The following is a 12943-nucleotide window of genomic DNA, read 5'->3' as shown; positions in this document are numbered from 1 at the left end:
AACGCTGCTTTTTTTTATGGCGAGAACGAAATCAGCGCTTAAAGATAAAATATACGGCTGCAACCAGACATAAAAAACCCCAGAGATGGTTCAAGCGAAAATGTTCCCCCTTAAAAACCAAGAGCGAAAAAACCACAAAAACACTGAGAGTAATGACTTCTTGTAGCACTTTGAGTTGAACCAAGGAAAAAGGGCCCCCATGGCCATTGAATCCAATTCTGTTGGCGGGGACCTGAAAACAGTATTCAAACAGCGCAATGCCCCAGCTGACTAGAATAATCGCAAGCAGCCCGAGGGATTGAAGTCCCTTGATTTGATTGAATTTGAGGTGGCCATACCAGGCCAGGGTCATGAAGGCATTGGACGCAATCAGCAGGCCTATTGTCTGAACGGCTTTCATATCGGATCGGGTATTTAACGCTTTGAGCTGCGCAGGGCCTGAAAATCAGGGTTCAGATTGGCTTCTTCAGCAAGTCTGCCCTCTACTATATGACTTTTGACCCAAATGGCAAGAATCGTAGAGGTTGCTCCAGGGGCATTGAAGACCTGCACAATTTTTTCCTCAAAGGGGTTCCAAACTGGCATGACCACTTTACGTGTGCCTTGGTTTTCCATGAAGGCTTCCATTTTTTCGACTTCAGACTGGCAGGCATGCAATTGAACATGTTCTTGAAAGACAAACAGAAACCCACCATGGGCACGGCATTTGGCGGGGCGCCCAGCATAGGCAGAACAGGTTTCATCGACCAGAAAGGGGCATTGGGTATCAGCCAGTTGTGGTAAAATTTCTGCAAATTTTTCAACCTTGCTCATATCTGCATCTTGCTGAATGGTATCGTGGACAGCCCAAAGGGATTCTGCATGGAGCAGAAAGAGGTTTTCAATGCGTTGAACCAAGGCCGCGCGTTGCTCCTCAGACCAAAATCTGAGCAGATAATCGTGTAGAATGGCCCATTCAGCCGGGCTGGCCACAGGCATGGAGGTGCCTTTGCAGCAGGTATTGCATTGTGTACGGCAGGCAATATGGGGATAAAGATCCAAAACATCACTGCTGAGTTGGTTGATCAGGGTATAGACGTCGGTTAAAGTCGGGCTGGCGTCTAAAAGCAGTTTAGACTGCAAGACACGGTCAATTTTCTGGCGGGTAGATGAAGGTTTTTGCATGTTGTGTATTGTAGCAAAGAACTCAGGCGGCTTCCAGCAAGGAAGGCAGAACGAGAATTTTGCGTTTAATGACCTTGATCAGACTTTGATTTTCAAACTTACGCAGCAGTTCTGTAATGGTCGGGCGTGTGGCATTGATCAGATGCCCCAGTTCTTCGTGGGTAATTCTCAGGTTGATCAAGGTGCCTTCCTGGGTTTTGCGTCCATATTCTAAAGCCAGTTTGAGCAGCAATTTTTGTAGCCGTTGTTCTACCGACATAAAGACCAAGTCTTCAAGTTTGTTTTCAATCTGTCGCAAGCGTTGGCCGACAAGTTTCATGACACGCAGATTGACCTCGGGGTGTCGAGCCAAAAAGCTTTCAAAATTTTGGCGGGAAATTTTGCAAAGATAGGTTTCTTCGAGGGTTTCTGCCATGCTTTCATGGGGGGTGCCGTCATTGATCAGGGCCAATTCGCCGAAGAGGGTCGGGGCTTCCAGCAAAGCCAGTGTGATTTGTTTGCCTTCGCTGGAGATACGTGAAATTCGAATCCGACCTTGTTTTAAGATAAAGATATCCTCTGCCAGATCGCCAGGCAAATAGAGAATACTGCCCTTGGGAGTCGCTTCAAAATGTGAAATCTGGGCCAGCCATTCCAAGTCTTTGGTTGCTGTTTTGAAAAAAATTTCCTGGCGCGTGAGGTGCCAAAATTTTTCTTGGCCAGGTGTGCGGCTTTCAAGTGTTGGGATTTCTGTTTGCATGGCTTTCCGTTCAGTCGGGATCATTGAACTCTTTTCTATTCTAGCAAAGACTCGGTCTTTAAAGTTTAAATAAGGCGCTTAGAATTCCCTTTCTCTTAAGGGGTGGTTGTGCTTAAAGGGCATTGAGAGTGTCACACCAGAAAAGGGTTTTGCTTTTTTTCATGCCAAAGGGTGGATTGGGGGCCATGCCCTGGATAGATTTGCGTGCTCTCGTCTAAACAGAGCAATCGGCGATGAATGGAGCGCATCAGTGTCTCTTGAGAGCCGCCCCAAAGATCGGTTCGCCCAATTCCGCCTTTAAAAAGGGTATCGCCTGAAAAGAGATGGCTTTCATGGCCTTCAAAATGGAAGCAAACGCTGCCTGGGGTATGGCCCGGTGTGTGTAATATGCGGGTTGTCTGCTTGCCAAAACAGATTTCCATTTCATCTTCAAGGGGGCGATCTGTGGGGGTGGTCGCTTCCAATTGGAGCCCAAAAAGTGCGCCTTGCATGGGTACTTGGTCATAGAGAAAGAGATCTTCTGGGTGCAAAAGAATTTCTGCTCCAAGGGTTTCTTTGAGTTCCCGTGTGGCGCCAACATGATCAAAATGGGCATGGGTGTGCAAGAGATAGCGAGCTTTCAGTTGATTTTCTTTGAGATAGTCGAGAATTTTGGGGGCATCTCCACCGGGATCAATAATCAAGGCTTCGCGTGTTTCTGGGTCGCTGACAATGCTGCAGTTGCATTGCAAGAGCCCCACTGGAAAGGTCGCGATTGCCAAAGACATTCAAACAAGCTCTCCATATAAAAATTGTAAGGGTTTGTGTACCCGCTGAGCCCAGGCCATTTCATCATGGCCCGCGAACCAATCTACGTAATAACCTAAATTTTGAAAGCGTGTATACCCCTGGGCTTCAAGCGCATGTACGAACGCTTGGGTGCTTTCAACGGTTTCTTCTGTGTGGGGATCTTGTCCCTCTTCAGTGCCAATATCTACCCAGACACGAAAATGGGTGGGAAAACTGGCAGTATCCCGCAGGATTTGGTGATTGGCCCAATAGACAGTCGGTGACATCAGGGCCAGCCGCGAGAACTGATCAGGGTAGGCACGTGCGATATAAAAGCTGATAATCGCACCCAGAGAAGAGCCTATTTGGCCGGTATAACTGGCTTGAGGCAAGGTTCGGTAATGTTGGTTGACCCAGGGTTTGAGTTCTTCCACCACAAAACGGGCATAGCTTGCCCCTTTGCCGCCGCAAGGATAACCATTAAAGAGAGAGGCGTGCCAGGTATACTCTTCCAGGCGGTCGGGGCTGTTGTAAATGCCGACCACGATCATTTCAGGAATTTTTTGAGTTTCAAAGAGGCGTTCCAAGGCTTCATCCAAACGCCATTCCCGTCCCATAAACCCTGTGGCTGGATCAAAGAGATTATTGCCGTCGTGGGCATAGAGTACGGGATAGTGACGGCGGGGCGATTGAGCATAACTGGGGGGCAGATAAATCATGATGGGGTGGGCGTGAGACATATATCGGGATTGAAGATCGGGATGTAAAATTAGTTGCCCCCGCATGGAAAGATGCCGAAATTCCATTTGGCGGGTGTCTACCAGGGAGGGAAGGCCTGCGCCAGGCTTCAGTGAATAATACAAGGGACCTGTCGGACGCTTGCGGCGGCTGCGGGGAATGCGGGAATTATTCACGATCAGTGGAAACGGGTATTCAGGTAGAGGCCAAAGGCCGTCTGCGTGGCATCTGCGCTGTCACGCTGCAGGGGTTGGGTTAAATTTGCGCCAATCACGGTGTCTTGCTGGCTGAAGACTTCAGCTCCCAGACGCAGGGTGTTTTCTGATTGACCAGAGAGTGGATTGGGTTGATTCAGGTAGCTGACGCCAACGGTGGCACCTGTTGCAATATTGACGGCCATGCCTGCGCCAATTCGGGGCTGCCCCAGGGCTGTATCGACAATAATATTGGAGGCGACAGGGCCTGTCTGCACGCCGACTCCGGCGTAGACACCGGCTCGCGCTGCAGCGGGAAGCTGCTTTAGCCAATGTTCCCGATCATTTTGGAATTGACTGGTATCGACAGATGAGGCGATACCGACCCTGACAGAAACGGCTTCGTCTGGACGGATTACGGTACCCGTCATCAGGGTTTTATCCTGTAAGAATTCAGCGCCTGTTCCTTGATTGGGGCCATTCAAGGCTTTGAGGTTTTCAACCAGGCCCGGATCCTGAGCGCGGGTCAATAATTCCGTCCCTTTCGATTGGTAGCCCACTTCCAATTGGAGAGAATCAGAGCCCAAGGTTTGACGGGTGGTAGGCGGACTGAGACGCTCAAGATAATGGGAGGGATCTGGGCTGGGGGGGGCTTCATTTGGGTTGAGAAGCTCAGGGACTTCAGCTTTTGCTGGACGAGGGCTGGGCTTGGTTTCGTCTGTTTGGGGTGAGACAACCCGTGATTCACCCTCCTGGATGCGCAGGGTCATCCGGGGTTGTTGTGCTGTAATTCGAATTTGGCCCACAGTGATTTTTCCTCTTAATACTATTATGCCTTAAAACTGTCAGAACTGAAGTGTGGATCTGGGTTCAAAGCCTGTTTTAACAATTTTTAATTCAAAGCGCTGAAGAGGGCGTATGAAATTAACTAAAGTTTAATTTGATTTTTACGTCATATCGGGACTAAGATAGGCGATAGAAAGTATATGAATCAACCCGTCAGCTTTACGCTTCTACCCCCCTCGGCATTGAGGCCGGTTTTGCCCACTTTACCGGCAATGCCTTCTGCTGTCTCTGCCCCTGATACCGGGCGTTTTTCCCGTGTTTCTTCGTTGCTGGGAATTCAGGATCAGGTTCAGGTCAGTTCCCCCTCTGCGTCGGCGGGTTTGCTCAATCCTTTGAGTTTGTTTAAGAAACCTGTGCAATCGGCCCCGGCTGTTCAAGCGCCCGTGGCTATTGCACCAGCGAAGCCTGCTGTCGGTTTAAGCGAACTTCGCTATCAGTCTTCGGTGCAAAAATTGAAGAGCATGCCTCCTTCTGAGCTCAAAACCCTGGGGCAAGAAGATAAAAAAGCGTTCTTTGAAGCGCTTTTGCCTGCCGCGATTGAATCTGAAAAACAATATGGGGTACCCGCTGAGGTCACGCTGGCCCAGGCTGCACTGGAATCGGCTTGGGCGCGCTCACCAATTGGGGGCTATAATATTTTTGGCATCAAAGGTTCAGGCAGTGCGGGAACCGTCAATGTTCAAACCCGTGAATTTTATAATGGCCGTTATGTCACGATTCGGGATAATTTTGCCCGCTATTCAAATTTTCATGATGCGGTGATCAGCCATGGCAAACTATTTCACAATGGCTATTATGATAAGGCTGTAAACCAATACGCCAAAGATAAAAATCCACTGCGTTTTCTCGACAATATTCAAGGAATTTACGCGACAGATCCCAAATATTCTCAAAAAATAAAAAGTATCATTGAGGATTACGGTCTGAGCGATATGGTCAATCGTGCGGGTATGGTATAATGGCTCCCTATGAGCCTGAAATACCTTCACCCCCAGCAAGGTCTGACGGTTACCGCAGACACACCCCAAGAACTGACTGAGCAGCTGGCACGTCTGGCTCCCGGTCAGCATATCCGTTTTTTGAATCAACCCTTTTCACTTGAGAGGGATTTTTTGCATGCTTTGCGTACCTCCCTGGGCTATGAAAAATTTCAGGAAAAATTTAGTTTTGCAGCAGAAGTTTTGCCCGAAGGGCTTTCTCTTGATACCCTTGAAAGTTTACAAAAACTGCATTTTACGGAACTAAAACTGCCTGTCGCGATCGATGCGCCCGAGCTTGAGCATTTGGCGATGATTCTGCGCGAAACGCGCCAACTGCGAATTCAGGTTCAGTTCCGTTTGTTTCAAACGCCAGGTGAAGAAGCTTCTCTGGCGAAACTTCAGGCCCTGTATTTTCTTTTGCAGGAATGGTGTGGTTGGTATTCCTTGGATTATCTTCCCACTTTGTTTGTCGATCCCGTGATCGCCAGGCGTTTTGACCGCCTCAGTCGTTTGAGTGCAGAAACCTTCAGCGCTCAGTATTTTCAGAAACGATTCAATGAGCAGATTTATCTTGCCTTCTATGAATTTTTGCGTACCCGCTTATCCCATCATGTGAAAACAATTCTTGAAATTAACCCCTATGCCAACGAGCCTTTTTTTCGCGAGATGCCGCGCCAGCCTTATCCTTGGAAGGTGACCCTGAAAGCACTGCCTCAGCATCAATTGGATCATGCCTATTTGCAGTCTTTGGGGAAAACCTTTGATGCGGTTGTTTTCTACCAGGGGCTGGAAGCCATGCGGGATCCCAAAAAAGAACTGCTTTTATTACAAAAATATACCCGTCCCACCACAGAATGGGTTTTCTTCAGCTATAATCTGGCCTCGATGCCCACATTGATTCGACTTTTGGGCAATCGTTTTGATAATATTAATCCTAGCCAGAGTGACTACCGGATTTTGAAACTCTTCAGCCAGCGCAGCCTGGAAAAGCTGTTTGAGTTTTTGGGCATCCATTTTCAAGTGGTGCCTACCCGTCTGCAGTTGGGTGAGCTTCAAGCCCAGTTTGAGCAGATTCGCCCTCTGCTGGATAATCATTTGCCTGAAAATTGGCGTGCTGTGATTTCAGAATTGGATATTATGGGATTTTCGGCACTTGGAACCCTTGAAATGGAAGAGTCAGCTCAAGAAACAGATGGTTTTTTGAGTGGTGGTTTTCTCAGTTGATGCATGACCGCTGATTTTTTCAGCTTTTTTTACGCGCTCAATCGTCATCTTGAAGCGCATCCCGATCATCTCTTGGCCCTGCATTTTAAGGAAGTGGATGATTTTGCCTGTTCCCGCTGTGCCCAATGTTGCAGTCTGCCATGGTCTGTGGGGGCTTCAGAAGCCTATATACAACGTTGGAAGCCTGTTTTTGAAGCCCACGAAGATCCCCGTTTCCATGATATTTTTGAAGCCCAGGCCCCTGACAGCCCTTCGGGGCATATGGCCCATTTGCGCAAGCAAGCGGGATCGACCCGCTGTGTTTTATTGGATCAGGACAATCTCTGTCTGGCGCAGAAGCATTTTGGCAAAGAAGCCAAACCCCAGGCCTGTCAGCTTTATCCCTATCTCTGGCAACGTGTGGGCGGGCCTTTGCAGATTTCCCACTTGATGCAGAGTTGTTATCTTGCGCCAAGTTATCTGCTCAGCGCAGGTGAACTGAGTTACCGCCTGATTCCTGCCGAAGAAGCTCAAAGCGCTGGGGGGCCTTTGTTTCCTTTGCTGGTGACCTCAGGCCTGGCTTTTTCAAGAGAAAGCCTGTATCTTTGGCTTGGGTTTTTATTGGACCATCTGCTTTTTGAATCTGAAAAGCGTTCTCCTTTGCAGAATTTACGTGGATTCACCCCTGTTTTGCGCCGATTATTAAGTCTGGCTTCGCCTGAAACAACCAGCTATGTCGTGAGCCCTGCTGAAATTGAAAACCTATACCAGCAAGACTTGACGTGGCTGGGGCAAAGCTCTTCGGCCTTGCCTTTACGCCAGGCCTATGCGCTAGAGTGGTTTTTGGTGCATATGCCGCGAACCGTGATGGGCGAGTCGATCCATGCCTTTTATACTGAGGTTTTGCAGGGAAAGCGCCAACTGCCGATGTTGGCAGAGCAGGAATATGCCTTGATCAAAACCTTTCTTCACAATTATTTGGCCCGAAAGCTGCTTTCCTGCCACCAATGGTTTACCCAGCGGGTTAATTTTTTTCAGCAATATCTTTTGTTTGCGGCCTTTCCAACCTTGATTCAAGCCCAGTTACTGGCCTATCGCGAGTTAAGAGCTGTTCCGATTGATGCCCGTTTATTGGGGCAGGCGGTCAATCTGATTGAGGGGCAATTGCTTCAGAGTTATCTTTGGCTTGAAACCCATGGTTTTCCTCAAAAAAGTGCAGAAGCCTGTTTGGAGGAGGCCGAAAAATTGCTGAGCTTTGATTTGACCCGTGCGCCTGTCCCCTTCAAAAGCCGTGAGTCGCGATTTAAGTCTGGGTTTTGAGGGTTTTCAAGAGTACCTGCGCTTTGTCCCGACAGACTGTTTTTTTGGGGGCTTGAGCCAGTTGTTTTAAGCCTGCCAGACTGGCTTCTGCCAAGCAGGGGTTTCCTGCCAGAGGCAAGAGTTTGAAAGCGAGTTCGAGCAGGGCAGAGAGATTTTTGGTGGGGATTTCAGTGTTTGCGAAACAGCATTCCAGGATACGCAGATTGAGAAGCAGTCCCTTTTCTCCTTTGAGTTCGAAAATTTGCAGCGCGTCTAAGAGATAATTCAATCCTTTGCTTTGTCTGCAACCCCCTTGAGCGATCGCCTGTGCGACGGCTTCGCTCTGTAAACGCCCATCTTCTAAGCCTGCCCAGATTAGATCGATTGCGGGTTGGCGCTGCTGGGGATGTTTTTGACTCAGCAGCCAGGCCAGGGATTTTAGGGCCGGAGCCAGCGGGATGCGTGGTAAATGGCCTGCTTGGAGTAATAAGAGCAGAAAATCATGTTTATCGAGCGGAAGAATAACTTCGTTGAGATCAGGCAATTCACTTGATTTGAGCTCTTCGCGCTTGTTTTTCCAGAGATCCTGACGCAAACGGCTGTATGCTTCTTGTGAAATACCCCCAAACTCTCCCTGTTTCCAGCGTAATTTTAAAGTGGCGACCTCAAAGAGCGACTCTGCCATATCCGGGCAGAGTCGCAGGCGTGGATAGAGGTGAATGTCTGGATTGAGACTCTCCCAAAGATTGCGGTAATGTGGGTTTAAACAGATAGCCAGAGGCCAGAGTTGGGGCCAGTTCTGATGGCTAAACTCAAAATTTCGGGTTTGTCCGGGGAGTTTGAGCGTTTGAAGTTTTTCCCATTGGGGTTGCCCCCAGAGAACCGCAAGCAGTTCAGCTCTCAATTCTGATGTGAGTTTGCTTAGCGAAAGATACAGATGAGAGTATTCTGAAAAGGGTTGCATAAGATGTTTGAGTTGATTCTGCAGGGGGCTAGCCAAATCTTCAAGGGGAGTATCTGAAGGCTCATGTTCAGAGGCCTTTGTTGTGAATTGAGACCATACTTGACTCAAACCACCCCAGAGGGTATCGAGTAAGTTGTCTGTCTCACTTGAGGAGAGAGTGCTTTCCAAGAGATTTCCAGAAAAATCCAGGCCCAGATCCAGGCGCAGATGGTGCAGTGGCAGTGTTTTGAGTTCGGTAAGCAGAGCGGGACTGAGGCGCTCTGCCCTGCGGCGGACGTGAAGAGCCAACATGAAACGACGCAGTTCGAGGTTTTCTGTTGAATCTTTTCTGGGCCGTGGGGAGGGGGAAAATTGTTGCTCCAGCAAAATATCATCAGGTGGCTGGTGGAGCCATTTTTTTTGAAAAAGCTTGATCAGAAGCAGAGCTTCTTCTTCTGGCCCAAGGGCCAGGGTCAGGATTTGGGGCCAGGATTCAGGCAGTTTGGGCATCTGTGTTTTGAGCTTTTCCCAGTGTGCTTCATGGCCATCGGGGGTAAGACGGGCCAAGCTTTTGCTGAGCATTGTGTCGCTCAGGCAGGAGGGTGGAATTTTTTCCAGACGCTGTAGAAAGCTTGGCAGACGGATCCAGCCGGTGAGGTATTCGGGTTGTGAAAGGCGAAAAGGCAGAGCTGCCTGGCGGGCCCGGAGGGTTTCTCTGAGCTCCAGACGGAAAGGGCTTTGGTATAAATCCAAGCTTTGCCAAACCTGCTCAGGAATTTTGGAGATTTGCGTTGGTTCGAGCCAGGCTTGCAGCAGCAGGGCGAGCAAAACCCGCTGTGGATTTTGAAATTTGTGTTCATGTTGGGGTTTGAGTAAACTTTCAAGCTCGGCGAAGACAGGTTTCATCTGACGCTTCAGCCGTTCTGGCTCAGGGGGAAGGGGCTGATTCAGGATGGCTTGGGCCATGCATTCAAGTTGGGTATCGTTAGGAACGGTTTGACAATGTTTTAAAAAACAGGCGCTCAGATCCTCTGGACTGTTGGGGATGGGGAGGAGTGGATCCTCTGACCACAGTCCCTGATGAGACGGCTTGGCTGGAAAACAGGCTGCCAGGCGTTCGGCTACCGAGGCGTGTTCTGTTTTTACTTGCGTGGTGGCACGGGGTTCTTTTTTCAAAAGCTGGGTGAGTGCTTCGGCCTCAAGGGGGCCCACCAAACCTGAAGCATAGAGCGCTTCCAATTCAGCCCGGCTTTCAGAAGAGAGCGCCTTTTCCTGCAGCTCTTTCAATAGCTCCTGACGTACCACAGCGTGGGGACTGAGCAATTGAAGCCGCAAGGAAGGAGTGAGCGCAGATTCGTTTTCGGGGAAAGCTTTCAGCCATTTCTTGAGCAGGTTTAGGCTTTCTTTGGCAATTTTTTGAACCGGGTGACTGAGTTGCGGAATGAGCAATTCAGGCAGGTATTCTGGGGCTTGTTTGAAGAGTTCGGGGTTCTTGAATTCTTTCAAGGCCAATTGAATGGCATTGGAACTTGAGGCTTGCAGCAGCTGTAACCAGGTTTCCAGCCTTGCTTGTTTTTCTTGAGGAAGTAGCTTCAGTACTTCGTAAAGTTTCAACCATTCCCGATTTTCTTCTTTGCGGGTATTTTCAAGCAGTCTTTGTAAGATCAGATCGACAAGGTCTGAGCGCAGGTGTTTGAGCTCTTCTGTTGATGCTGGAAGTTTTTCGGCTAAAAACTTACCCAGAATTTCTGTGTTCAGGTAGGGGGGAAAGGAATGTCCTTTCAGGGGGCCAGCACTGGCGAGATTGCGCCAACTTAGGCCGATCAGAAGATGGGGCAGGGGAATTTGATTGAGATGGTCATGAAAGCGGTGAAGTTCGATAAACAGGGATTTTCCCAGGGCATCCCGCAGTTCAGTCTCCCAAGCAGGATGCAAGGCGATCAGTTTGGAAACACTGGCGTAAAACCCGATGCCTGGGTAGTTTTCCTGGTATTCGGCAAAAAGTTTTTGCAGCGCTTCAAGCGCCCAGCTTTCTGGACGTTCGCTCAAGGCCAGACTAACAGCTAAAATACCGGGTTCAGGGCCATTCAACTGCAATGGATTTTTTTCTTGTTCCCAGAGATGATAAGGCATGGCAGGGGCTTTGCGTAAATTTTTGGCAATTCCCAAGGCCGATCGCTGATCGCAGAGCGCAGCCCAGACCGTTTCAAGATTGAGGGCCAGGGCATAGGCGTCTTCAGCGGCATAAAAGTTAATCTTTTCGGCTTGAATATAATCGCTCAGCTCAGCAGCGTGGGCTTTCAGAACAGAGGCTTCTTTTTTGACAGAAGAAAATCGGGGCTTGGCCTGGCTGTTCCAGCCAAAGGCGTGTGAACCCGAGATGAGCAAATAGGAGTCTTCGGAATAATGACAGGTTTTACGCAGACTGTTGAAATCGGCTTTGTGCAATTTGAAGCAGGTTTTACGCTCTGTCTCGCCCCATGTTTTGAGAAAATCACGGCATTCTGGAGCTGATTTTAGAACCAGATATTCAAGCAATTCAGGCCAGAGGGGGTGCATGGTGTTCTCCTGCTACGGGGGGGGATACTTGTGCGAGGTGAGCTTCTGCAGCAAAGCGCAGTGCCAAGAGATGTTTGCAAGGGCCCCGCTGCAAGCCGTGACGTTGAATCCAGCGACAGGTGCAATTTCCTTGGCTGAGATAACCGCCTTGTAGGGCCAGTTCGGCATGGTATTCGGCTGATTGGCCTTGAATCCAACCCTGAGCCGTCAGTCCTCCCGGTAGAGCCAAAACCTGTTCCAGGCTTACTTTTTCCTGGCTGAATAAAGCCTGGGAGTTTTCCAGCCGCCCCTGTCGGGCCTGAACAAAAGGCAAAACCCGGTAGAAGTAGCGGTCTGCGTGGTTATCGAAACCCAGCAGGCCTTCGCTGGCCAGGGTATCGACCCAGGCAGTACTCTGTTCAATTGAAATCTCGGCAAGTTGGCTGAGTTCTTCAAGGGTAAAACTTTCGAGCCCGGCGACCAGCATTCTTAAAAAGTCAAGTTCAGCTTGGGGGGCGATTTGAGAGAGACTGCGCAGGGCTTCCCCTTCGCCAGAGAACCCGTGTTTGACGGTACTGGAAAGCGCAAGTGTCAAACGCGCCTGGGGCAGGTGAGCGACCCAAAGGGTAGGGCCGTTTGCATGGGTTTGATAGATGTCCAAGCTTTGCAGATGGGGAATAAGTTTGCGAAAGAGCCCGAGGCGGTGAAGGCCTGATACCTCCAAAAGCTCAGCTTCGGGCAGACCTGTGGGGCGAATGGGCAGGCTTTGAAGCTGCGCGCCCCGCAGGCAGAGGCAGCGCTCTCCAGTGTCTGAGGCTTTGAGTTGCAGCAAAAATTGGCGGGCTGCCAGGGTCGGCAGGCTTTTCCACAGGGTGGCCCGGCGAAAGAGTGCCTGTGACTGAAGAAAGCCCCGCAGCCAACGTTCCGAAAGCGTGACTTTGACCTCGATTTCACGTGCCGTTTCTGTCGCCAGGGCCAGAAATTGATCGCCAACTTCCAGCACAGCTCTTTGCCCAGGCCGCAGTTGACTCAGACTTTTGATAAACGCAGGGTTGAAATTGACATGGGTGGTGCCACGGGTTTGCAGGGCGTAGCCATTGAAAAAATCGGCTTCAAAATCAACGCGCCCATAGACGCTGGCACAACTTGAAAAACATTCCAAACGCACACGTTGAGGTTCACAGGTCACCACGGGGTCAAGATAGCGCCAAAGATCCGGTCGATAAAAGCGGGATTCGACAATTTCAGAAAGCCAGAGCAGCGCATTGCGAAAGAGCAGAGGAGAGCGCACCTGGCCTCTGAAAAACTGGGCCATTTGTCCCGGGTTTTTAAGCGGCGTAGCCAGTAATATGTCGGTTTCTTCAGAATGGCTGAGAACAGTGCTTAAGGTCTGAAAATTTTGCACGAAACTTTGGCTCATGGGGCAACCTTCCTGGCTAAACTCTGGCTTTATCGGGCTCACCGTAAAACTTCGGCCTTCAGGCCGGAGATATAAGGTGTAGCGCTGGCAACAGCGCCCTCAAAATAGTAT

General features: G+C 49.7%; 11 protein-coding genes. 3 read left to right on the top strand and 8 right to left on the bottom strand.

The annotated features are described in order from the left end of the window. Window positions 1-31 precede the first annotated feature (31 nt). The 6 genes from COW20_19560 to COW20_19535 form a co-directional block, all read right to left on the bottom strand. Complete coding sequence (locus COW20_19560) at window positions 32-400, bottom strand: hypothetical protein (protein ID PIW45552.1); 369 nt, start codon at window positions 398-400, stop codon at window positions 32-34. A 14-nt stretch (window positions 401-414) separates the two neighbouring features. After that, a complete protein-coding gene (locus COW20_19555) occupies window positions 415-1164 on the bottom strand; it encodes a hypothetical protein (protein PIW45551.1) in 750 nt (249 codons plus the stop codon). A gap of 22 nt (window positions 1165-1186) precedes the next feature. Beyond that, a complete protein-coding gene (locus COW20_19550; protein PIW45550.1) occupies window positions 1187-1927 on the bottom strand; it encodes a hypothetical protein in 741 nt (246 codons plus the stop codon). A gap of 107 nt (window positions 1928-2034) precedes the next feature. Then, window positions 2035-2670, bottom strand: coding sequence for an MBL fold metallo-hydrolase (locus COW20_19545; GenBank protein ID PIW45549.1), 636 nt, complete (start codon window positions 2668-2670; stop codon window positions 2035-2037). Continuing rightward, window positions 2671-3585 (bottom strand): esterase, encoded by a 915-nt coding sequence (locus COW20_19540; protein ID PIW45548.1) that lies wholly within the window; start codon window positions 3583-3585, stop codon window positions 2671-2673. A 2-nt stretch (window positions 3586-3587) separates the two neighbouring features. Beyond that, on the bottom strand, window positions 3588-4409 hold the full coding sequence (locus tag COW20_19535; protein PIW45547.1) for a hypothetical protein: 822 nt from the start codon (window positions 4407-4409) through the stop codon (window positions 3588-3590). Between the two features lie 180 nt (window positions 4410-4589). Here COW20_19535 and COW20_19530 point away from each other — a divergent pair, with 180 nt between their 5' ends. The 3 genes from COW20_19530 to COW20_19520 are packed head-to-tail and all read left to right on the top strand — an operon-like array spanning window position 4590 to window position 7952. Then, the gene (locus COW20_19530) at window positions 4590-5408 is read left to right on the top strand and encodes a hypothetical protein (protein ID PIW45546.1); all 819 of its coding nucleotides are present in this window, start codon (window positions 4590-4592) and stop codon (window positions 5406-5408) included. A 9-nt stretch (window positions 5409-5417) separates the two neighbouring features. Then, the gene (locus tag COW20_19525) at window positions 5418-6653 is read left to right on the top strand and encodes a hypothetical protein (GenBank protein PIW45545.1); all 1236 of its coding nucleotides are present in this window, start codon (window positions 5418-5420) and stop codon (window positions 6651-6653) included. Window positions 6654-6656: 3 nt separating this feature from the next. Next, on the top strand, window positions 6657-7952 hold the full coding sequence (locus COW20_19520; GenBank protein ID PIW45544.1) for a hypothetical protein: 1296 nt from the start codon (window positions 6657-6659) through the stop codon (window positions 7950-7952). Here the strand turns inward: COW20_19520 and COW20_19515 are convergent. Continuing rightward, window positions 7936-11433: a hypothetical protein gene (locus COW20_19515; protein PIW45543.1), complete on the bottom strand. Its 3498-nt coding sequence runs from the start codon at window positions 11431-11433 to the stop codon at window positions 7936-7938. The two genes, COW20_19520 and COW20_19515, sit on opposite strands and share 17 nt — an antisense overlap. Beyond that, on the bottom strand, window positions 11414-12832 hold the full coding sequence (locus COW20_19510; protein PIW45542.1) for a hypothetical protein: 1419 nt from the start codon (window positions 12830-12832) through the stop codon (window positions 11414-11416). The genes COW20_19515 and COW20_19510 overlap by 20 nt, the downstream gene beginning before the upstream one ends. Between the last annotated feature and the right edge of the window lie 111 nt (window positions 12833-12943).

Source organism: bacterium (Candidatus Blackallbacteria) CG13_big_fil_rev_8_21_14_2_50_49_14, from assembly GCA_002783405.1.
Taxonomy (GTDB): domain Bacteria; phylum Cyanobacteriota; class Sericytochromatia; order UBA7694; family UBA7694.
Note: the sequence above shows the minus strand (reverse complement) of the source record. Positions and strands in the feature narration are given on the sequence as shown.

Bases quoted from the DNA above. Each gene is read 5' to 3' on its own strand.
- COW20_19550 (PIW45550.1), bottom strand. From the start codon at position 1,927: ATGATCCCGACTGAACGGAAAGCCATGCAAACAGAAATCCCAACACTT.
- COW20_19555 (PIW45551.1), bottom strand. From the start codon at position 1,164: ATGCAAAAACCTTCATCTACCCGCCAGAAAATTGACCGTGTCTTGCAG.
- COW20_19525 (PIW45545.1), top strand. From the start codon at position 5,418: ATGAGCCTGAAATACCTTCACCCCCAGCAAGGTCTGACGGTTACCGCA.
- COW20_19520 (PIW45544.1), top strand. From the start codon at position 6,657: ATGACCGCTGATTTTTTCAGCTTTTTTTACGCGCTCAATCGTCATCTT.
- COW20_19530 (PIW45546.1), top strand. From the start codon at position 4,590: ATGAATCAACCCGTCAGCTTTACGCTTCTACCCCCCTCGGCATTGAGG.
- COW20_19510 (PIW45542.1), bottom strand. From the start codon at position 12,832: ATGAGCCAAAGTTTCGTGCAAAATTTTCAGACCTTAAGCACTGTTCTC.
- COW20_19545 (PIW45549.1), bottom strand. From the start codon at position 2,670: ATGTCTTTGGCAATCGCGACCTTTCCAGTGGGGCTCTTGCAATGCAAC.
- COW20_19560 (PIW45552.1), bottom strand. From the start codon at position 400: ATGAAAGCCGTTCAGACAATAGGCCTGCTGATTGCGTCCAATGCCTTC.
- COW20_19515 (PIW45543.1), bottom strand. From the start codon at position 11,433: ATGCACCCCCTCTGGCCTGAATTGCTTGAATATCTGGTTCTAAAATCA.